We start from the raw sequence: 20048 nt of genomic DNA, 5'->3' as shown, positions 1-20048 counted from the left end.
TCGGCCTGTCTTTTGCGAGACGTACGACGCCGTCCCGTACGGGGCGCAGACGCGACTCGCCGCAGGGCGGATGCGGACTCGCCACGGGCCGGTGCGCGCCTCGCACAGGGCCTCGCACGGGGCGGATGCGCGACGAGGGCCGGGCCCGCTGCAGAGCAGCGGGCCCGGCCCTCGTCGTTACTGCTGAACCGCCGCGCGTCTATGCGGACTTGCGGCTGTCACGCGGGTGCACCGCGATGTTCATCGCGCCGGACCTGAGGACCGCAAGGCGCTCCTCCAGGACCTCCTCGAGCTCTTCTCGAGTACGGCGCTCCATGAGCATGTCCCAGTGCGTACGCGCGGGCTTGCCCTTCTTCTCCTCCGGTCCGTCGCCGTCCACGAGAAGTGCCTGGGCCCCGCAGACCTTGCACTCCCACTCCGGCGGGATCTCCGCCTCGACCGAGAACGGCATCTCAAATCGATGTCCGTTCTGGCATGCGTACTCCACGGCCTGGCGCGGGGCCAGGTCGATGCCGCGGTCGGTCTCGTAGCTGGTCACCACGAGGCGCGTGCCGCGAAGAGCTCGCTCACTCATGAATCGTGCCTCCCGGGCTTGTCGCCCACAGGACAGGTGTCGCTGTCGTCGTCATCCGGACAACGTCCGGTCGGCGGTAAAGATTCCCGTACCGGGCCATGCGTCGCCGTCGTATGCCGCCCCTTGTTGTACCCACCGGCGCCCGGTTTGTCACATCTGACAACAGATGTCACCCAGCGTTGCCATAAACTCAGCACGCAGTAACGGTCCGCCTGGCAGGCCAAAGGCGTACACTACCGGCCTTCGGCCCTCGTTGCTAAATCAGGCCCGGAATCGGCTGGTCCGCGCCCTGGGCAGGGCGCGGTCAGACCCAGGTGCCGCGGTCCTTGAGGACGTCGCGCAGCGTCTCCGTGTCGTCCGTCATGATGCCGTCGACCCCCAGGTCGAGCAGCGCGTGCATCCGGGCCGGGTCGTTGACCGTCCACACGTGGACCTGGAGCCCGCGCGCGTGGGCGGTGCGCACGAAGCGGTGATCGACCACCCGGACCCCCGACTGTGCCTCGGGCACCTGCGCGCACACCGCGGAGCCCCGCGGCACCGCGGGGAGCCCCAAGGAGCGCAGCCGCAGCGCCAGGACGCCGCGCGTGCCGTACGACGTGGCGAGGCGCGGGCCCGCGAGCCGCTGGGCCCGCGCCACCCGCGCCTCCGAGAACGAGCCGACGCAGACCCGGCCCCACGCGGAGGCGCGCTCGATCAGGTCGAGCAGCGGCACGAGCGCGGGCTCGGCCTTCACGTCCACGTTCCAGCGCGCCTCGGGGAACGCCTCCAGGAGGTCCTCGAAGAGCGGCACCGGCTCACGGCCCGCCACGCGCGCGTGGCTCACCTCGCGCCAGGGCAGGTCCGCGATGCCGCCGGTCCCGTCCGTGACCCGGTCGAGCGTGGCGTCGTGGAACGCCACGAGCCGGCCGTCCGCCGTGGCGTGCACATCGGTCTCCAGGTACCGGTAGCCCTGGTCGACGGCGCGCCGGAACGCCGCCGCGGTGTTCTCCAGGCCCTCGGCCGCGCCTCCCCGGTGGGCGAAGGCCAGCGGCCCCGGGTGGTCGAGGTACGGATGGCGTACGCGCGTGGTCACCGACGCAGTATCACCTGCTCCGATGGCGCGCCCGCGGCCACCACGCCTCCGGCGGGCGGCGCGGGGAGGGCGAACAGGCGCAGGAAGAACTGGGCGAGCGGGCCGATCGTCACGGCGTACACGACGGTGCCCACGCCGAGGGTGCCGCCGAGCGCGAAGCCGGTGACGACCACCGCGACCTCCACCAGCGTGCGCATCAGCCGGATCGAGCGGCCGGTGCGCTCGTGCAGGCCCGTCATCAGGCCGTCGCGGGGGCCGGGGCCGAACTTCGCCGCGATGTAGAGGCCGGTCGCCACCCCGTTGAGGACGATGCCCGCCGCCATCAGCGGGATCCGTATGCCGAGCCCGTGCGCGTCCGGAACGAGCGCGAGCGTGCCGTCCATCGCCAGGCCCACGACGAAGACGTTCGACACCGTGCCGAGGCCCGGCCGCTGCCGCAGCGGGATCCACAGCAGCAGCACCGCGGCCCCCACGAAGATCGAGACCACGCCGATGGACAGGCCGGTCCGCTCGGCCAGGCCCTGGTGCAGCACGTTCCACGGCTCCAGGCCGAGCCCCGAGCGCACGAGCAGAGCCGAACTCGCGCCGTACAGGACCAGGCCCGCGTACAGCTGGACGAGGCGCCGGGGAAGTCGGCCGCCGCCCGGCAGTCTGGGTAGGGACCGGCCCCGGTGCTCCGGGGCCGGGGCGGACGGAACTGGATGTTCCCTGGACAAGTGGTGCCCCCCGTGGTGGTAGTGGCCTGACTCATGACACTCTGTGGCGTGGTGCAAGGCGCCAACCATGGCCAATTCGATGAAGGTGGACTGGGATCATGGCTCAGTGGACATCGGCGGTGGGCTCGACCCAGCTCGCCCGGCTGCTCACCTCCCAGCAGGCGCGCCCGGCGGGCGCGGGCACCCGCCGTCCGCCCGCCTACCGCGCCCTCGCCGACGGCATCAGGCTCCTCGTCCTGGAAGGACGCGTCCCCGTGGCCGCGCGCCTGCCCGCCGAGCGGGAACTCGCGGTCGCGCTGTCCGTGAGCCGCACCACGGTCGCCGCCGCCTACGAGGCGCTGCGCACCGAGGGATTCCTGGAGTCCCGCAGGGGCGCGGGCAGCTGGACCGCCGTCCCGGCCGGGAACCCGCTCCCCGCGCGCGGGCTCGAACCCCTGCCGCCCGAAGCCGTCGGCTCCATGATCGACCTGGGCTGCGCGGCCCTGCCCGCCCCCGAGCCCTGGCTCACCCGCGCCGTGCAGGGCGCCCTGGAGGAGCTGCCTCCCTACGCCCACACCCACGGCGACTATCCGGCGGGGCTGCCCGCCCTGCGCGCCATGCTCGCCGAGCGCTACACCGCGCGCGGGATCCCGACCATGCCGGAACAGATCATGGTCACCACCGGCGCCATGGGCGCCATCGACGCGATCTGCCACCTCTTCGCGGGCCGCGGCGAGCGCATCGCCGTCGAGTCGCCCTCGTACGCCAACATCCTCCAGCTGATGCGCGAGGCGGGGGCCCGCCTTGTGCCCGTCGCGATGGCCGAGGGGCTGCGCGGCTGGGACCTGGACCGCTGGCGGCAGGTGCTGCGCGACGCCGCGCCGCGCCTCGCGTACGTCGTCGCGGACTTCCACAATCCGACCGGCGCGCTCGCCGACGAGGACCAGCGCCGGCAGCTCGTCGACGCGGCGCGCTCCGCGGGCACCGTCCTCGTCGTCGACGAGACCATGAGCGAACTCGGCCTCGACGACGTGGAGATGCCCCGCCCCGTCTGCGGGTTCGACCCCGCGGGCGCCACCGTCATCACCGTGGGCTCGGCCAGCAAGGCCTTCTGGGCGGGCATGCGCATCGGCTGGGTGCGGGCCGCGCCGGACGTGATCCGCAGTCTGGTGGCGGCGCGCGCGTACGCCGATCTGGGCACGCCCGTCCTGGAGCAGCTGGCCGTCAACTGGCTCCTGAGCACCGGCGGCTGGCGCGAGGCCGTGAACGTGCGCAGGGAACAGGCCCGCGACAACCGCGACGCGCTGGTCGCCGCCGTGCGCAGGGAGCTGCCCGGCTGGGAGTTCGAGGTGCCGCACGGCGGTCTGACCCTGTGGGTGCGCACCGGCGGCCTGTCCGGGTCGCGCCTGGCCGAGGTCGGCGAACGCGTCGGCGTCCGCGTGCCGTCCGGGCCCCGCTTCGGCGTGGACGGCGCTTTCGAGGGCTATGTACGGCTGCCGTTCACGGTCGGGGGAGCCGTCGCGGACGAGGCGGCGGTGCGCCTCGCGGCGGCCGCCCGCCTGGTGGAGAAGGGGGCGGGCGGAGGGATGCAGGCCCCGCAGTCGTTCGTGGCGTGAGGGGACGGGGCGCGGCCGTTCGCGGGACGAGGGGGCGGGCCCCGGTGCGTGAGTGAGGAGGCGGGGCCCGGTGGCTGCCCCGCGCCTCAGCCCTCCGCGGCGGCGGGTGCCGCGGTGAGGGCCGCGTCCGCGGGCCTCGTGCGTGCCGGGAGCAGCTCCAGGACCGCCCGCCGGTGCGCGTCGCTCGTCGCGTCGTCGTACGGGTCCGGTGTCGCCGGGACCTGGAGGCGGTGCACCGGACCCGTGCCGAGGCGGGCGTAGCCGCGCCCCGCGGGGACCTCCGCCGTGGGGGTCGTGGGCGGCGCCGCCCCGAGGATCTGCTCCAGCTGGCCGGGGGTGGCGGGGCCGAGCACCACGCGCGCGCGGGTGTGCTGCCGCACCGCGTCGCTGAGGGCGTCCACGCTGTCGAGCTGGTCGGCCACCACGACGGTGACGCCCGCCGCGCGGCCGTGCCGCAACGGCACCTGGAGCAGCGACTGGGGGTCCCGGTGCCCGTCGGCCGCGGCCAGGTGGCCGAGCGTGCTCGGGCGGTCGAGGAGGATCCACAGCGGGCGCCTGGTGTCCTCGGGCGGCGGCTGGCCCGCCTGCCGGGCGCGGTTGGCGGCGATGAGCCGCCGCTCCGTCTCGTGCGCCGCCCACTCCAGGCTGGCGAGGGCCCCGGTCAGCCCGCACTCGACGGCCAGGACGCCGTCGCGCCCGGTGAGGCACGCGTAGTCGCCGGTGCCGCTGCCCTCGACGATCACCACGTCGCCGTGCTGGAGGGCCTGCAGGGCGATCGAGCGGAGCAGCGTGGTGGTGCCGCTGCCGGGCGTGCCGACGGCGAGCAGGTGCGGCTCGGTCGAGCGCGGTCCTGTGCGCCACACGACGGGCGGCACGTCGCGCTGTTCCTCGCCGTCGGCCACGGGCAGGGTGCGCTGGACCGAGGTCGGGTCGGTGAAGCCGAGGACGGTCTCGCCGGGAGCGGTGACGAACCGCTGGGCGGCGATGTCGGTGGGCAGCGGCGGCAGCACGTCCACGGTGAGCGTGTTGCCTTCCTCGTCCCACTCGAAGCGGTACTCGCGGCCACGGCCCGACTTGGCGTGCAGCAGCTGCTCGATCCGCGCGCGGGACGCGGCCTCCCCGTCCGTGAAGTACGCCGGGTAGCGCACCACGAGGTGGGACACGCGGCCGGTGTCGTCGAACTCGTGGGCGGGGAAGGCCCTCTCCCACTCACCGCCGTGCGTGAACAGCGGGCTGGGGTCCTCCGGGACGGAGAAGTACGGCACCAGCGCTTCGTAGAGCGACTGCAAGCGCTGGACCTGCGCCTCGTCCGGGCCGGTGGGCGCGGGGACGGTGCGCTCACGGCCCTTCCAGGCGGCCGCCGCCATCAGGCTGATGACGGCGAGCAGCGGCCCGTAGGGGATGAGGGCCACCACCAGGATCACCGAGGCCACGAGGAACAGCAGCGGGCCCCGCCGGTCCTTGGGCGTCGCGGACCACTTGCGCCGCCCGGCTCCGGCGAGGCGGCGCAGTCCCCGGGTGATGGTGATCAGCGGGTGCAGGACGTCGGTGGCGCTGTCGGCGGCCGACCGGGCCAGCTCGCGGCTGCGCGCGATGTGCTCCCGGCCCCGGGCGATCTGGGCGGTGCCGTTGCTCAGGATGCGGGGGAGAGGGCGCCGGGCCACGTCGGTCTCCTGGAGGTGGTGGTGAGGGGCTCAGCCGTCAGAACTTGATGCCGCCGAGCAGGCTCGCGAGGCTCGCGCTGCCCGCCTGGATGCTCGGCGCGATGGCGGTGCCCGCGAGGAAGAAGCCGAAGAGGGCGCAGACCAGGGCGTGGGAGGCCTTGAGTCCGTCCTTGCGGAAGAAGAGGAAGACGATGATGCCGAGCAGCACGACTCCGGAGATGGACAGGACCATGAGAGTTCTCCTGAATGAGGGGGACAGTCACCATCAGTACTTCCAGGCTCACAGCATGTATCCATACGAGATGGGGTGCAAATGGGGGAAATTATCGAAATTTCCCCTGAACGGCGGCGGGTCGCCGGGCCGTCCTGGGGGAGGGGCGGGCGGTCGGCCGCACCCGCGGTGATCTTTGCCGCGGACGCGGTCGGTCATGTGCCGTGACGGGCAGTACCCTGTCGATTCACTCGTACGGCTGCACGGCTGCGCAGCCGGGAACCATCCGGGCCCCAGCACGCGCTGGGGCCCGGCTCACGCGCATCGCGAAAGGCGGGCACCACCATGGGCGAAGCCCTCGACCCCGAGGTCGTGGAGCTGGCGGGCAAGATCTTCGATCTGGCGCGCGCCGGCGACACCGACGCCCTCGCCGCGTACGTCGACGCGGGCGTCTCCGTGAACCTGACCAACGACAGCGGCGACTCGCTCCTCATGCTCGCCGCCTACCACGGGCACGCGCCCGCGGTGCGGGCCCTCGTCGAGCGCGGGGCGGACGTCGACCGCGCCAACGACCGGGGCCAGACGCCCCTCGCCGGTGCCGTCTTCAAGGGCGCGGACGACGTGGTCAGGGCGCTCGTCGACGGGGGTGCCGATCCGGCCGCGGGCACGCCGTCGGCCATCGACACCGCACGGATGTTCGACAAGGTCGAGCTGCTCACGCTGTTCGGGGCCGCCTGACCGGGGTACCCCACCTGGTGCGACGGGGGCGCCGGAAATGTGGTCGCGGCGGGTGTAACCGCTGGGTCATCATGACGACGTGATTCACGGACATGACGTCGGGGCAGGAGTTGCCGCAGCGCGTGGCCCGTGATCGGCCCGAACCCGGACCTGGTGTCCGGCATCCCCCCGGGCCACCGACGAAAGGCAGAGGAAAATGGTCTTCGACAAGCAAGAGACGGCGGGCGGCCCGACGTGTTGGCGCACGGCCAGGTAATGCGGATTCCCGGTTGCGTCGACGCTTGATGTGAGGCTGTTTCCCATGTTCGAACCGGTCATAGCGCCCAGCGGTACGCTGCTCGGCCTGCTGCAGAGGGGCCGCGGCGACGGCACCCTGCACGCGCTCACCGCACCCCGGGCCGAGGCGCTCGCCGCCCTCGACCACTGCGTGCTCAACGACCCGCGGCACGACTGGCAGGTGGAGAACCGCTCCCTGTACTACGCCCGCCTGTACCTCGATCTGAACGGTGAGCTCGACGCCGTCGAGCGCCATCTCTTCGACCCCGAGGACGCCCTGGTCACGGACGACTCGCGCACCGGCCTCGCGCTCTCGGTGCTCGGTCATCTCGCCTCGTACGACCGCCTGGACGCCCTCAGGCTGCTGCGCCGGTACGCCGAGTACGGCAGCAACTGGGCCTGGGCCCTGGACGAGCTGGCCCTGCGCGACGACGACGCGGCGCTGCGCGCTCTCGCCGGGCCCGTGCTCGCCCGCTTCTCACCCGACGCCGAGGGCGAGGCCGCCCTCACCGTCGCCGTCCGCGACGCCTTCGAGCCGCGGCCCTGGCGGCTGTGGGCCGATGACCCCCGCCCGGAGATCGGCGCCCGGGTGCGCGCCGCCCGCGAGCGCGGCTCCTTCGACCGCTGGCAGCGCCAGCTGGAACCGTCCGGGCCGCGGCCCGGCTGGAGCGTCAAGGCCGTGCTCGACTGGGCCCAGGAAGGGCTCGAACGCGGCGCCGCGCTGCACGTCCCCGCGGCCCGCTGCCTGAGCGCCGTCGCCGGGCCCGAGGACCGCGCCGAGATCATCGCGGCGGCGCGGTACGGCGCGGACGGGGCGCGCGGCACCGCCCTGCGCTATCTCGCCGACGTGCACGACCCCGATGTGCTCGACCTCATCGAGGAGGCGGCGCGGAGCGCGTCGTCCGTCGTCGTGGAGGTCGCCGCCGAGACCTTCGAGCGGATGCGCTCCGTCGCCGCCGTGCAGCGGGCCCGGCAGTGGGCCGGGCGCCCGGACGTGCTGGGCGCCGCCGCCGGGCGCGTGCTGGCCTGCCGGGGCGGCGCCGAGGACAGCCAGCTGGTGCTCGCCGCGCTGCGCGAGGCCGTGCGCGGCGAGGGGCCCGACGCGCCGACGCTGTGGCCGCTGGTCGACGGCGCCGGACGCCTCGGCATCTGCTGCGCGGCGCCCGTCCTGCGCCACGTCTACCGCGAGACCGCCTCCTCCCACCTCAGGGGCCGGGCCGCCGGGGCGCTCGCCGCCACCGACCCCTCCTTCGCCGCGGGCTTCGCCGTCGAGTGCCTCTGGGACTGCGAGGAGACCACCCGCGAGGTCGCCGCACGGCACGCGGAGACCGGCGACGCGCGCGTCGTCGCCCGGCTCAGGCGGCTCGCCGCCGATCCCGCCGAGGAGGACGAGGTCCAGTCCGCGGTGCGCAACCGCATCGGCCCGGACGCACCCGCCGTGTGAGCACCCGGCGCGCGGCGGCGGCGAGCCAGGGCCTGGGTGTTGACCGTCCGTGACGGCAGCAGCATGAGCTGTCGCCGCGCGCAGGATGTCCGGGCCGTGGGTCGTCGCCGCGCGCGATGTCCCGACCATGGGTCGCCGCCGCGCGCACGACGTCCCCGGGCGTGGGCCGCCCCCGTGTACATGACGTCCCGGCCGTGGGCTGGCCCCCGTGTGCATGACGTCCCGGCCGTGGGTCGCCGCCACGCGCACGATGTCCCGGCCGCGGGCCGCTCCCCGGGTGCGTGACGTCCCGTGCGTGGGCCGCCGCCGTGCGGAGCGGAACGCTCATGGGACGTTCCTCGCCAGGAAAGATCCACTTTGACGTGGGCACGCCCCATCTGACGACAACACCGGTATGCGTGTCGTCATCGTCACCGAGTCCTTCCCGCCCGATGTCAACGGCGTGTCGCACTGCGCCCTGCAGACCGCGCGGCAGCTCGTCGCCCGCGGCCACGACCCCCTCGTCATCGCCCCGGCCGCCGTGCCCGGGGCCGAGCCCGACGGCCGCGCGCCGTGCCCCGTCATCCGTGTGCCCTCGCTGCCGCTGCCGGGATACCCGCAGGTCAGGGTGGCGCTTCCGAGCCGCCGCCTGGCCGCGGCGCTGAGCGCGCACCGGGCCGAACTCGTCCACCTCGCCAGCCCGTTCGTGCTCGGTGCCCGGGGCATGACCGCCGCGGCCCGCCAGCGCATCCCCACCGTCGCCGTCTACCAGACCGACCTCGGCGGCTACGCGCGTACGTACATGGGCATGGGCGAGGCCACCGCGTGGCGGCGCATCCGGGCCGTGCACGCCGCCGCCGACCGCACGCTCGCGCCGTCCTCCGCGGCCCTCTCCGACCTGGTGGCCCACGGCGTCCCCCGGGTGCGCCTGTGGCCGCGCGGCGTGGACACGGAACGCTTCCACCCCTCGCGGCGCGACGAGGCGCTGCGGCGCGAACTCGCCCCCGGCGGCGAACTCCTCGTCGGCTACGTGGGACGGCTCGCCCCGGAGAAGCACGTCGAGCTCCTGGCACGGGTGTGCGGCCTCGACGGAGTGCGCGTGGTCGTCGTGGGCGACGGGCCGAGCAGGGTCGCGCTGGGCACGGCGCTGCCGGGCGCGCTGCTGCTCGGGCGCCGTACCGGCGGCGAACTCGCCCGGATCTTCGCCTCCTTGGACGTCTTCGTGCACACCGGGCCCCTGGAGACGTTCTGCCAGACCGTGCAGGAGGCCATGGCCAGCGGCGTTCCGGTGGTCGCCCCGGCCGTGGGCGGGCCGCTCGACCTGGTCGTCCCCGGCCGCACCGGGAGCCTCGTCCCGCCGGGCGACGCCGAGGCCGTGCGCGACGCCGTCTGGGCCATGGCGGCCGACCCGGGCCTGCGCGCGGCGTACGGCGCCGCGGGGCGTGCCGCGGTCGAGGGGCGGACCTGGGACGCCGTCGGGGACCAGCTCGTCGGGCACTACGAAGAGGTCCTCGCGGAGCGCACGGCGGTGGCGGCGTGAAGCCCGGGACGAGGCAGGGGCCCGGAGCCGGAGCGGGAGCGGGAGCCGGGGCCGGGGCCGGGGCCGGGGCTGCGGGGCCGGGGGCCGTGCGGCGCGGAGGTCTGCGTCTCGTGCCGCGCACCGGCCCGGCCCCCGTGCGGCCCGACGGGCCGTTCCCCGTGCGCCACACGGGCCCCCTGCGCATCGTGCGCATCGCCAACTTCGTGACGCCCTCGTCGGGCGGTCTGCGCACCGCCCTGCGCGAGCTGGGCCGGGGCTACCGGGCCGCCGGGCACGAGCCCGTCCTGATCGTCCCCGGGGAACGAGCCTGTGTGGCCGACACCGACCAGGGGCGCGTCGTGACGGTGCCCGGGCCCGAACTGCCCGGTACGGGCGGCTACCGCGTCCTCGCCGACCGGCGCGGCGTGGCCCGCCTCCTGGAGCGCCTGGCCCCGGACCGCCTCGAAGTCTCGGACCGTACGACGCTGCGCTGGACCGGGGCGTGGGCGCGCCGCGCCCGGGTTCCGGCCGTGATGGTCTCCCACGAGGCCGCCGACGCCGTGATGCGCACCTGGGGACTGCCGCCGCGCCTGGCCCGGCGGGCCGCCGACTCCCTGAACTCCCGTACCGCGTACGCCTACGCGCGCGTGGTGTGCACCACCGAATGGGCCGAGCGCGAATTCGTCCGCATAGGGGCGGGCAATGTCGTACGGGCTCCCCTGGGGGTCGATCTGCGGGACCGGCACCCGGGGCTGCGGGACGCCCGGCTGCGCGCCGCCCACGCGCGCGAGGGCGACGTCCTGCTCCTGCTGTGTTCCCGGCTCTCGGTGGAGAAGCGGCCCGGAAGGGCTCTCGACGCCCTGGCGGAGCTGCGGGGGCGTGGCGTACGCGCGGTGCTCGTCGTCGCCGGGGACGGGCCGCTGCGCCCGCGCCTCGAACAGCGGGCCGGGGAGCGGCGGTTGCCGGTGACCTTCCTGGGGCACGTCGCCGACCGCGCCGCCCTCGGCGCGCTCCAGGCCACCGCCGACGTGTGTCTGGCGCCGGGGCCCTGCGAGACGTTCGGGCTCGCCGCCCTGGAGGCGCTCGCGTGCGGCACCCCCGTCGTGGCCAGCGCCTCGTCGGCGCTCCCGGAGATCGTGGGCGGGGCGGGAGCGGTGGCCGCCGACACGGCGGACGCGTTCGCGGACGCCGTCCAGGCCGTCCTCGGCAGGCCCGAGCGGGACCGGAGACAGCGCGCACGCGCGCGGGCTGAGGGCTTCGGCTGGGACGCCGCGGTGGCGGCGTTCCTGGCGGCGCACGACACGGGCGCCGTGGTGGAGCCAAAGGCCCCGGGGGCCGTGGCGCTGCCGGGGCACGGCGGTGCCGGATGAGCGCCCGCACCTACGTGGCCCTGGGGGACTCGCTCACCGCGGGCGTGGGCGACCCCGTGGACGGCGCCTGGCGGGGCTGGGCGGCCCTGCTGGCCGCGGGCATCGGCCCGCCCGAACGGCCCGTGGAGTTCCACAACCTGGCCGTGAACGGCGCCAGGACCTGGGACGTCCTGCACCGCCAGACGCCCGAGGCGCTGGCCCTGCGCCCCGGCCTGGTGTCCGTCGTCGTGGGCGTCAACGACACGCTGCGCCACACCTTCGACCTGCACGCCGTGGCCGCCCGCCTCGACGAGGTCTACGGCACGCTGACCGGGCGCGGCGCCGCCCTGCTCACCGCCTGTCTGCCAAACCCCGGGGCGATGCTCGGGCTCCCCGGCGCCCTCGGCCGCCCGCTGGCCCGGCGTCAGCGCGCGGTGAACGCGGTCGTGCACGCGCTGTCGGAGCGCCACGGCGCGCTGCACCTGCACGCCGCCGACGAGGAGTGGGTGGCCGACCGCACCCTGTGGAGCGCGGACCGGCTGCACCCCGGCGAGCGCGGCCACCGGGTGTTCGCCGCCCGCTGCCACGCCCTGCTCGCCGCCGAGGGCCTGGCCGTCGGGCCCGCGCCCGGGCGCGAGCCCGAACTGCCGCCGCCCACCCGCTCGGCGAGCCTGTGGTGGCTGGCCACGGCGGGCACGGGGTGGGTCGCCCGGCGCTGCACCGACCTGCTGCCCCAGCTCCTCGCCCTGGCCGCGACGGAGGTGCAGCACGGGCTGTGCGGCACCAGCGGCGGCCTTGACGTACGGGCCGCGCGGTCGGTCGCGGCGGCGCTCACCGGGCTCACGGTCGCGGAGAGCCGGCCAGAGGCGGCGTGAGCGCCCCCGTGACCACGAACCGCACCGGTGTCCCCGGCGCCGCCTGCGCCGCTCCCGCCAGGTCCGCGCGCCGCACCACGCCCACCACCGGATAGCCGCCCGTGGTCGGATGGTCGGCGAGGAACACCACGGGCCTGCCGTCCGGCGGCACTTGGACCGCGCCGAGCACCATGCCCTCGCTGGGCAGTTCCCCGCTCACCGCCCGCTCCAGCGGGGGCCCCTCCGTGCGCAGGCCGATGCGGTTGCTCGCCGACGCCACGCGGTACGTGCGCGTGGTGAGGGTCCGCAGCGCCCCGGGCGTGAACCAGTCCGCACGCGGCCCGGCCGTCAGGCGCAGCACCAGTTCGCCCGGCGGCGCCGGATGGGGGACGACGTCCACGCGCGCGTGAGCGGGGGCCGCGGCCCCCAGGGGGAGTACCGCCCCGTCCGTGAGCGGCGGTGGCCCGAGGCCCGAGAGCAGGTCCGTGGAGCGGCTGCCGAGCACCGGCTCGACGGCCACGCCGCCGCTCAGGGCGAGGTATCCGCGTACTCCGGAGACGGCGGTTCCCACGTCGAGCAGGGCCCCGGCGGGCACCCGTACCGGCATCCCCCAGGGGGCGGGTCTGCCGTCCACCGTCACCGGGCACGGCGCGCCGCCCACCGCGACGGTGACCGCGCAGCGGGGCCGCACCGCGCAGCCGTTGAGGGTGGTCTCCAGGACGGCCGCTTCGGGAGGGTTGCCGACGAGACGGTTCACGAGCGCGGCGGCCGGCCGGTCGAGGGCTCCGGAGTGCGGCACCCCCAGGTGGGCGTGGCCGGGCCGCCCCTCGTCCTGCACGGTGGTCAGCGCTCCGGAGCGCACGACGACGAAGGCCCGGTCGGTCATCGGCCCTCCGGGACGAAGCGGACCCGCGCACCGGGTGTCAGGAGCGCGGCCGGTGCGCGCGCGTCGTCCCACAGTACGGCCTCCGTGGTGCCGATCAGCTGCCAGCCGCCGGGCGACGTACGGGGGTACACGCCCGTGTAGGGCCCCGCGAGGCCCACGGAGCCCGCGGGCACCGCCGTACGCGGCGTGGCCCGGCGCGGCACGTCGGGCAGCCCGCCGAGGCCGGTCAGATAGCCGAAGCCGGGGGCGAACCCGCAGAAGGCGACGCGGAACTCGGCCGCCGCGTGGATCCGCGGCACCTCCCGCACCGGCACTCCCCACAGGGCCGCGACGTCCGCCAGGTCGGGGCCGTCGTACCGCACGGGGAGTTCGAGGACGTCCCGCGCGCGGGGGGACAGCGGCGGGATCTCCCAGGAAGGCAGGCGGGCGGCGAGCCGCTGGGGGGCGTCGAGGCCGTCGAGCAGCACCGTACGGGCCGCGGGGACGATCTCCCGCACCGTGAGCTCCCCGGCGGCGCGGCGGCGCAGCAGCTCGGCGTGCAGGGCCTCGGCTGCGCTTCCGTCGGACAGTTCGACGAGCAGCGCCCGTTCGCCCATCGGCAGCACCGTCATGCGCGGCCGGGCGGGGGAGTCGCTCACGCGAACGCCTCCACCCGGACGCCCGCCGCCTCCAGGCGCGCGCGGACCTGCCGGGCGAGGCCCACCGCCCCCGGTGTGTCGCCGTGCAGGCACAAGGAGCGCGCGCGGACCGGGACGCGCTCTCCGCTGTGCGCGGTCACGGTCCCGGAGAGGGCGATCCCGACGGACCGCTCCACGACGGCGTCGGCCTCGGTGATGACGGCGCCGTCCGTGCCGCGCGGCACCAGGGTTCCCCCGGCGGTGTACGCGCGGTCGGCGAACGCCTCGGTGACGACGGGGAGTCCGGCCTTCTCCGCCGTCTCCAGGAGGCGCGATCCGGGCAGCCCGAGCACCGGGACGCGGTCGTCGGCGAGCAGCACCCCGTCCACGACGGCCGCCGCCTGCTCGGCGTCGTGGACCACCCGGTTGTAGAGCGCGCCGTGCGGCTTCACGTACGACACGCGCGTGCCCGCCGCCCGGGCGAACACCTCCAGGGCGCCGATCTGGTAGGCCACTTCGGCCGCGAGCTCCAGGGGCGGCACGTCCATCGCGCGCCGCCCGAAGCCCGCCAGGTCGCGGTACGAGACCTGGGCGCCGATCCGCACGCCCCGCTCGGCCGCCCGCTCGCACACGCGCCGCATGGTGGCCGCGTCGCCCGCGTGGAAGCCGCACGCCACGTTGGCGCTGGTGACCACGGACAGCAGCTCCTCGTCGTCGGTGAGCCGCCAGCGTCCGAAGCCCTCGCCGAGGTCGGCGTTGAGGTCGATCGAGGCCCAGGTCATGAACGTCTTCGCTCCTGTTTCGTTGTCGCGGGTCCACGCGCGCGTGCGCGCGGCTGCCGGTCCGGTCAGGCCACGCGGTACTGCTCGTCGCGGGCGTCGGTGAGGAACATCCGGCCGGGCGCGTGCGTGAGCGCGAACGGTGGCCGGGAGGCCATCACGGCGGCCTGCGGCGTGACCCCGCACGCCCAGAAGACCGGGATGTCGTCGGGCTCGGCGTCCACCGGGTCGCCGAAGTCGGGCGCGCCGAGGTCGGCGATGCCGAGCCCGGCCGGGTCCCCGCAGTGGACGGGGGAGCCGTGCACCGCGGGCAGCAGGGCGCTCTCCTCGATCGCCGCCGTCAGGTGCGCGGGCGGGACCGGGCGCATGGAGACCACCATGGGTCCCTTCAGGCGCCCCGCGGGCCTGCACGGGCGGTCGGTGACGTACATGGAGACGTTGCGGCCCTGGTCGATGTGGCGCAGCGGCACGCCCGCCGCCGCGAGGGACCACTCGAAGGTGAAGCTGCACCCGATGAGGAACGCCACCAGGTCGTCGCGCCAGTGCGCGAGCACGTCGGTGGGCTCGTCGACCAGCTCGCCGCGGACCCACACGCGGTAGCGCGGCAGGTCCGTGCGCAGATCGGCACCCGGGGCGAGCGGCGTGGTCCAGGAGCCCGCGTCGGTGACGTCCAGGACCGGGCACGGCTTCGGATTGCGCTGGCAGAACAGCAGCATCTCGTACGCCCAGTCGGCCGGGACGGCGATCAGGTTCGCCTGGGTGTGCCCCGGGGCCCAGCCCGCCGTCGGGACGCTCAGGCCCGCCCGGAACCTCCCGCGCGCCTCCGCCGGGGTCACAGCAGCTCCCTGCCGCGCGTCTCCGGCAGGCCCAGCAGGGCGACGACGGCGAGGGCGTACCCGAACGCGCCGAAGATCAGTGCGCCGCCCGTGCCCCAGCTGTCCGCCAGGAAGCCCACCGTGGTGGGGAACACGGCACCGATCGCGCGCCCGGTGTTGTACGTGAAGCCCTGTCCGGTGCCGCGCACGGCGGCCGGGTACAGCTCGCTGAGGAACGAACCGAAGCCGCTGAAGATGGCCGACATGCAGAAGCCCAGCGGGAAACCGAGCACCAGGAGAAGGCCGTTGGCGCCGTCGGGGATGTTCGTGTAGGCGACGATGCTGGCCGCGGAGAGGAAGGCGAACAGGGTGATGTTCCGCTTGCGGCCCAGTTTGTCGGTGAGGTACCCGCCGGTCAGATAGCCGAGGAAGGCGCCCGAGATCAGGAACGTCAGATACCCGCCGGTGCCGACGACCGTGAGGCCGCGGTCGTCCTTGAGGTAGGTGGGAACCCAGGTGGCGAGCGTGTAGTAGCCGCCCTGGACGCCGGTGGACAGCAGGACCGCGAAGCACGTGACGCGCAGCAGGTCCGGCTTGAAGATGGCCGTGAAGGAGCCCTTGTCGGTGCTCTTCTCGCGCGCGGCGGCCGCCTCCGGGGCGTCGTGGACGTTGCGGCGTACGTAGACCACGAGCAGCGCGGGCAGGGCGCCCGTCCAGAACATCACGCGCCAGGCGACGTCGTCGTCCAGGAACTGGAAGACCAGGGTGTACACGATCGCGGCGAGGCCCCAGCCCACCGCCCAGGCGCTCTGGATCGCGCCGAGCGTGCGGCCGCGGTTCTTGGCGCTCGCGTACTCGGCGACCAGGATGGCGCCGACCGCCCACTCACCGCCGAAACCGAGGCCCTGGAGGGCGCGGAAGAGCAGCAGGGTCTCGTAGTTGGGCGCGAAGCCGCAGGCGACGGTGAACACCGCGTAGGTGACCACCGTGATCATCAGGGCCTTCACACGCCCGATGCGGTCGGCGACGACGCCCGCGACGGCGCCGCCCACGGCGGACACGACCAGCGTGACGGTGGTGAGCAGGCCGGTCTGGCCGCTGTTCAGGTCGAAGTACGCCTTGAGGGCGACCATCGTCAGCGGCAGCGTGAAGTAGTCGTAGGAGTCGAGCGCGTACCCGCCGAAGGCGCCGGTGAAGGCGCGGCGGCCGCGCGGGCCGAGCGCGCGCAGCCAGCCGAACGCGCCGTCGTCGTCGGGGGGCCGGGCCTCGCCGGGGGAGCCGTCGACGGATATCGGGGAGGGCGGTGGGGTCGTGCTCATGGGCACCTCGCAGAGGGGTTGGCGGTGCTGGAGGGTGCTTCTGATGAGCGGTGCCGAAGGGGGTCCGGGAGCGCCGCGGGTGCTGTTGACGGGCTGAGCGTGGCGGTCCCCGGCGGGGAGCGGGAGCCGCCTGCCGGACAACGTAGAGGATTGTTCAACGATCCCTCAATACCCGTGTTGTTTCGTTCTTGTCTCTGCGGTTGAATCCGGGCATGGCTGAGGGGATCGCTGAGCATGGCTGAACTGACGGGTCTCGCCGACGACCGCGCGCTGCTGGGCCGCACCAGCACCGCCGAACGCGTCGCGGACATCCTGCGGAGCCGCATCGCCGAGGGGTACTTCCCTCCCGGAACACGCCTCTCCGAGGACAGCATCGGCGGTGCGCTCGGCGTCTCCCGCAACACCCTGCGCGAGGCCTTCCGGCTCCTCACCCACGAGCGGCTCCTCGTCCACGAGCTCAACCGGGGCGTGTTCGTACGCGTCCTGACCGTCGACGACGTCGAGGACATCTACCGCATCCGGAGCCTGGTCGAGTGCGCCGTCGTCCGCGGCCTCGGACCGCCGCCGTACGCCGTCGACGGACTCGCCGACGCGGTCGCCGAGGGCGGGGCTGCGGCCCGCGCGCGGGACTGGAAGGGCGTGTCCACCGCCAACATCCACTTCCACCGCGAACTGGTCGCGCTCGCCGGCAGCGACCGCACCGACGAGCTGATGCGCAGCGTCTTCGCCGAACTGCGCCTCGCCTTCCACGTGGTGGACGACCCGCGCCGCCTGCACGAGCCCTACCTCGCCCGCAACCGGCAGCTCCTGGAAGCCCTCCAGGCCGGTACCGCGCCCGAGGCCGAGCGGCTGCTCGCCGAGTACCTGGACGACTCGCGCCGCGGCCTGGTCGACACCTACGCGCGCCGGGTGGCGGAGGGCGGGCTCGGCGGGCGCTGACGCGGCCCCGGCGGAAGCCCGCCGCGCACCCGGGGACGGGAGCGGCGGGGCGCCCCGGGGCGGCGCGCGCCACGGCCCGGCGACGGGCCCGCGGGGCCGTGCCCGGGGCCGGGGCCCGCACGGTGCATCTGCGTCGTTTCGACCGTTGTCAGACCGAGGACCTAGTCTGTGCACCGTGACTTCGCCTGCCGTATCGGACACCGCTCCGCCCCAGCTCAGCGCGGGGCCGCGGCCCGCGCCGGGCCCGGCCGCCGACGAGGGCCTGGCGCGGCGCCTGCGCGCGCTCGCGTGCACGGCGCCGCTGCACGACCTGGACGCCCGCAAGGCCAACCTCGCGGGGGAGTACTCGGTGTACGCGATGGCGGAGGTGGCCCTGTCCGCCATCGACCTCGTCACGCTGAACATGGACTTCGACACGGGCGCCGACCACGAGCAGATCGTCGCCCGCCTGCTGCCCCGCGTCGCCGCCCAGGCCCCGCGCCGCCCGGCCGCCGAGCACGAGCGCGTCGCCCGCTGGGTCCTGGAGAACCTGATCAACGTCGGCAGCGTCGACCGCGGCTTCCGCGCCGTCTACGGCACCTTCGACCCCGACGGGACGTACGTCCGCAGGGACTACGACTTCAAGCTCATCGAGGAAGTCCCCGGATACGGCGGCGGTGTCTACCTCCGCACCACCGACGAGGCCGTGAACGTCCTGGTGGGAGCCCTCGACACGGACGTCACCAGCGCCCAGATCGCCGCCGAGGTGAAGCTGGAGGTGCTCATCAGCAGGGGCCGCCTCGCCGACGCCCAGCTCGCCGCCGAGCAGGCGCGCTACCGCACGGTCCAGTACTCGGAGACGCTCCGCAAGGCCCTCGACGCCACCCGGCGCAACGTCCGCGCGGTGGACTGGCTGCGCGCCGTCCCCGACATGATCGCCGAGGCCCTGGACCACGTGGCCGACCGCTACCGCCACGAGAACGCGATCCTGACGAACATCCGCAAGGCCCGCGACGAGTCCGAGGACCCCGAGCAGAAGCGCCGCGCCGCCGAGCTCGTCGACATCGTCAAGGACTGCATCCGCCGCCACACCCAGCTCCAGTCCCGGCTCCTCGAAGCGGGCCCCCTGTTCCGCGCCGAGCAGGACCGGCAGGCCTTCGCCACGCCCGCCGCCCGCACCGGCCTCGACCTGTACGGCCAGCTCGTCGCCCCCGTGCTGCCGCTCCCCGCCGAGCAGGCCACCCGCGTCACGGACGCCTTCTTCGCCCACGGCACGGGCCTGCGCACCCCCGTGTCCGTCCGCGTCGGCGACCTCGTCGACATACTCCTGACGCCGCCGATGGAGCGCGAGCACCTGGGCGCCGAGATGCCCGAGCCCGACCTCATCGCCACCCCCGACGACAGCCGGTTCAGCGAGGAGCAGCTGGCGAGCGCCATGGAGCTGCTCTCCCTGCCGCCGGACGCGCCGCGCAGGCTCTCCGGGCTGCTCGCCGACGCCCGCCGCCGCGACCCCGAGCTGCCGTACCTGGTCGCCCTGCTCGCCGTGCACGCGGCCAGCCCGCCGGTGGGCACCGCCTACCGCCAGGGCGAGGAGCAGCTCCTGTTCGCCGTGGACGACGGCACGGAGCTGGACGACCCGGAGTTCGGCGGCGCCGACCTCGTCGTCGGCACCGCGCTGCTCGACGCCGCGGGGATGGCCGCCGACCGCACGGAGGCGGCGTGACGCCCCGGGCCCGCGGCACCGCCCCGGGCGCCCCAGGAGACGTACGACCGACCCACCGCAGCAAGGAGCCGCAGCCGTGACCGACCACCCCGCAGAGCACGCCGCGTGGGGCGAGCCGGACTCCGCCCCGGCCCCGGCCGCCACGCCCGCCGTCACCCCGGCCGACGCCGCCGACGCCGCCCGGCTCGTCGCCTTCGGGCTCCAGCCCAAGCTCCAGCCCGCCCGCGACCAGGAGTACGGCGAACTGCTGCGCCGCTACCGCGAGGACCCCCCCTTCGCGCGCCTCGCCGACGCCGTCGCCACCGGGCTCGGCCTCGTCGTCCTGGAGGTGTCCCCGCGCGCGGGGATGGCGGTCACCGCCGCCGAGGACTCCGTGTTCGCCGTGCGCATGGGCGACTACGCGCGCCGCGCCGCCGCCGACTCCACCGACCGCTTCCTGCACGGCCTCGCCCACCTCGCCGTCGCCGCCATGGCCTTCCCGCGCCCCGAGGACCTCGCCGACGACGGCTACATCGGCCGCGTCACGGTCAACGGGGTCGACGCGTTCGTCCGCCAGGCCTGCCGCCGCCTGGAGGAGCGCGCCGAGGAGCAGGGCGAGAACACCGACCCGGCGACCAACGCCCCCGGCCTGGAGGCCGCCTGGCGCGTCTGGGCCCGGCGCAGCTCCACCGGAGCCACCAAGGACGCGCGCAGACTGGCCGGTTCGACCACTGGCATCGTCGGCAAGGCCGCCGCGTTCCTCACCGACTCCGGCTTCCTCCAGCGCACCGGCGACGACTCCGGCGGGACCTACCGCACGACCGCGCGCTACCAGCTCCAGGTACGCGACATGGCGGGCAGCGCCGCCATGGCCGAGCTCCTGGAGCTCGGCGTCGTCCCGGTCACCGACGGCTCCGCGACGCTCCTGCCCCCCGACGACACCGACGACCTGGAGCTGGTGGCCGACGCGGGCCTGCCGTTCCACGCCTGACCCCCGGGCGGGCCCCACCACCGGGGACCG

19 protein-coding genes are annotated in these 20048 nt (G+C 75.1%); 9 read left to right on the top strand and 10 right to left on the bottom strand.

Going from position 1 to position 20048, the window contains the following annotated elements; all coding sequences use genetic code 11:
- Window positions 1-199: 199 nt before the first annotated feature.
- The 3 genes from C9F11_RS07520 to C9F11_RS07510 all read right to left on the bottom strand — a co-directional run bounded on the left by C9F11_RS07520 (window position 200) and on the right by C9F11_RS07510 (window position 2362).
- The gene (locus C9F11_RS07520; protein ID WP_030360404.1) at window positions 200-574 is read right to left on the bottom strand and encodes an RNA polymerase-binding protein RbpA; all 375 of its coding nucleotides are present in this window, start codon (window positions 572-574) and stop codon (window positions 200-202) included.
- A gap of 304 nt (window positions 575-878) precedes the next feature.
- Window positions 879-1646, bottom strand: coding sequence for a glycerophosphodiester phosphodiesterase (locus C9F11_RS07515; RefSeq protein WP_138958510.1), 768 nt, complete (start codon window positions 1644-1646; stop codon window positions 879-881).
- Entirely contained in the window at window positions 1643-2362 is a 720-nt protein-coding gene (locus tag C9F11_RS07510; protein WP_249401635.1) for a hypothetical protein, read from the bottom strand. The genes C9F11_RS07515 and C9F11_RS07510 overlap by 4 nt, the downstream gene beginning before the upstream one ends.
- Window positions 2363-2460: 98 nt before the next feature.
- Here C9F11_RS07510 and C9F11_RS07505 point away from each other — a divergent pair, with 98 nt between their 5' ends.
- A complete protein-coding gene (locus C9F11_RS07505; RefSeq protein ID WP_138958509.1) occupies window positions 2461-3957 on the top strand; it encodes a PLP-dependent aminotransferase family protein in 1497 nt (498 codons plus the stop codon).
- An 86-nt stretch (window positions 3958-4043) separates the two neighbouring features.
- Here the strand turns inward: C9F11_RS07505 and C9F11_RS07500 are convergent, their stop codons facing one another.
- Window positions 4044-5621 carry a hypothetical protein gene (locus C9F11_RS07500; RefSeq protein WP_138958508.1) on the bottom strand — a complete coding sequence of 526 codons (1578 nt, stop codon included), beginning with the start codon at window positions 5619-5621 and terminating at the stop codon, window positions 4044-4046.
- A 37-nt stretch (window positions 5622-5658) separates the two neighbouring features.
- Window positions 5659-5853, bottom strand: coding sequence for a hypothetical protein (locus C9F11_RS07495; protein WP_030674661.1), 195 nt, complete (start codon window positions 5851-5853; stop codon window positions 5659-5661).
- 324 nt (window positions 5854-6177) lie between these two features.
- Between C9F11_RS07495 and C9F11_RS07490 the strand changes: the two genes are divergently transcribed.
- The 5 genes from C9F11_RS07490 to C9F11_RS07470 all read left to right on the top strand — a co-directional run bounded on the left by C9F11_RS07490 (window position 6178) and on the right by C9F11_RS07470 (window position 12012).
- The gene (locus C9F11_RS07490; protein ID WP_138958507.1) at window positions 6178-6570 is read left to right on the top strand and encodes an ankyrin repeat domain-containing protein; all 393 of its coding nucleotides are present in this window, start codon (window positions 6178-6180) and stop codon (window positions 6568-6570) included.
- Between the two features lie 301 nt (window positions 6571-6871).
- Window positions 6872-8290 carry a HEAT repeat domain-containing protein gene (locus tag C9F11_RS07485; protein WP_138958506.1) on the top strand — a complete coding sequence of 473 codons (1419 nt, stop codon included), beginning with the start codon at window positions 6872-6874 and terminating at the stop codon, window positions 8288-8290.
- Window positions 8291-8684: 394 nt separating this feature from the next.
- Entirely contained in the window at window positions 8685-9809 is a 1125-nt protein-coding gene (locus C9F11_RS07480; protein WP_138958505.1) for a glycosyltransferase family 1 protein, read from the top strand.
- A gap of 158 nt (window positions 9810-9967) precedes the next feature.
- Complete coding sequence (locus C9F11_RS07475; protein WP_249402149.1) at window positions 9968-11158, top strand: glycosyltransferase; 1191 nt, start codon at window positions 9968-9970, stop codon at window positions 11156-11158.
- A complete protein-coding gene (locus C9F11_RS07470) occupies window positions 11155-12012 on the top strand; it encodes an SGNH/GDSL hydrolase family protein (protein WP_138958503.1) in 858 nt (285 codons plus the stop codon). Before C9F11_RS07475 ends, C9F11_RS07470 begins: the two co-directional genes overlap by 4 nt.
- Here the strand turns inward: C9F11_RS07470 and C9F11_RS07465 are convergent.
- The 5 genes from C9F11_RS07465 to C9F11_RS07445 form a co-directional block, all read right to left on the bottom strand.
- A complete protein-coding gene (locus C9F11_RS07465) occupies window positions 11978-12877 on the bottom strand; it encodes a biotin-dependent carboxyltransferase family protein (RefSeq protein WP_138958502.1) in 900 nt (299 codons plus the stop codon). The two genes, C9F11_RS07470 and C9F11_RS07465, sit on opposite strands and share 35 nt — an antisense overlap.
- Window positions 12874-13488 (bottom strand): allophanate hydrolase subunit 1, encoded by a 615-nt coding sequence (locus C9F11_RS07460; RefSeq protein WP_138966209.1) that lies wholly within the window; start codon window positions 13486-13488, stop codon window positions 12874-12876. Before C9F11_RS07460 ends, C9F11_RS07465 begins: the two co-directional genes overlap by 4 nt.
- A 23-nt stretch (window positions 13489-13511) precedes the next feature.
- Window positions 13512-14276: a 5-oxoprolinase subunit PxpA gene (locus C9F11_RS07455; RefSeq protein ID WP_138958501.1), complete on the bottom strand. Its 765-nt coding sequence runs from the start codon at window positions 14274-14276 to the stop codon at window positions 13512-13514.
- A 65-nt stretch (window positions 14277-14341) separates the two neighbouring features.
- On the bottom strand, window positions 14342-15109 hold the full coding sequence (locus C9F11_RS07450) for a putative hydro-lyase (RefSeq protein WP_138958500.1): 768 nt from the start codon (window positions 15107-15109) through the stop codon (window positions 14342-14344).
- Window positions 15106-16407, bottom strand: coding sequence for an MFS transporter (locus tag C9F11_RS07445; protein ID WP_138958499.1), 1302 nt, complete (start codon window positions 16405-16407; stop codon window positions 15106-15108). The genes C9F11_RS07450 and C9F11_RS07445 overlap by 4 nt, the downstream gene beginning before the upstream one ends.
- A gap of 234 nt (window positions 16408-16641) precedes the next feature.
- Here C9F11_RS07445 and C9F11_RS07440 point away from each other — a divergent pair, with 234 nt between their 5' ends.
- The 3 genes from C9F11_RS07440 to C9F11_RS07430 all read left to right on the top strand — a co-directional run bounded on the left by C9F11_RS07440 (window position 16642) and on the right by C9F11_RS07430 (window position 20018).
- Complete coding sequence (locus tag C9F11_RS07440; protein ID WP_138958498.1) at window positions 16642-17346, top strand: GntR family transcriptional regulator; 705 nt, start codon at window positions 16642-16644, stop codon at window positions 17344-17346.
- Window positions 17347-17521: 175 nt separating this feature from the next.
- Window positions 17522-19048: a hypothetical protein gene (locus C9F11_RS07435; RefSeq protein ID WP_138958497.1), complete on the top strand. Its 1527-nt coding sequence runs from the start codon at window positions 17522-17524 to the stop codon at window positions 19046-19048.
- A gap of 76 nt (window positions 19049-19124) precedes the next feature.
- The gene (locus C9F11_RS07430; protein ID WP_138958496.1) at window positions 19125-20018 is read left to right on the top strand and encodes a hypothetical protein; all 894 of its coding nucleotides are present in this window, start codon (window positions 19125-19127) and stop codon (window positions 20016-20018) included.
- Window positions 20019-20048: the final 30 nt, after the last annotated feature.

Origin of the sequence: Streptomyces sp. YIM 121038 (assembly GCF_006088715.1) — a bacterium.
Classification (GTDB): Bacteria; Actinomycetota; Actinomycetes; order Streptomycetales; family Streptomycetaceae; genus Streptomyces.
Note: the sequence above shows the minus strand (reverse complement) of the source record. Positions and strands in the feature narration are given on the sequence as shown.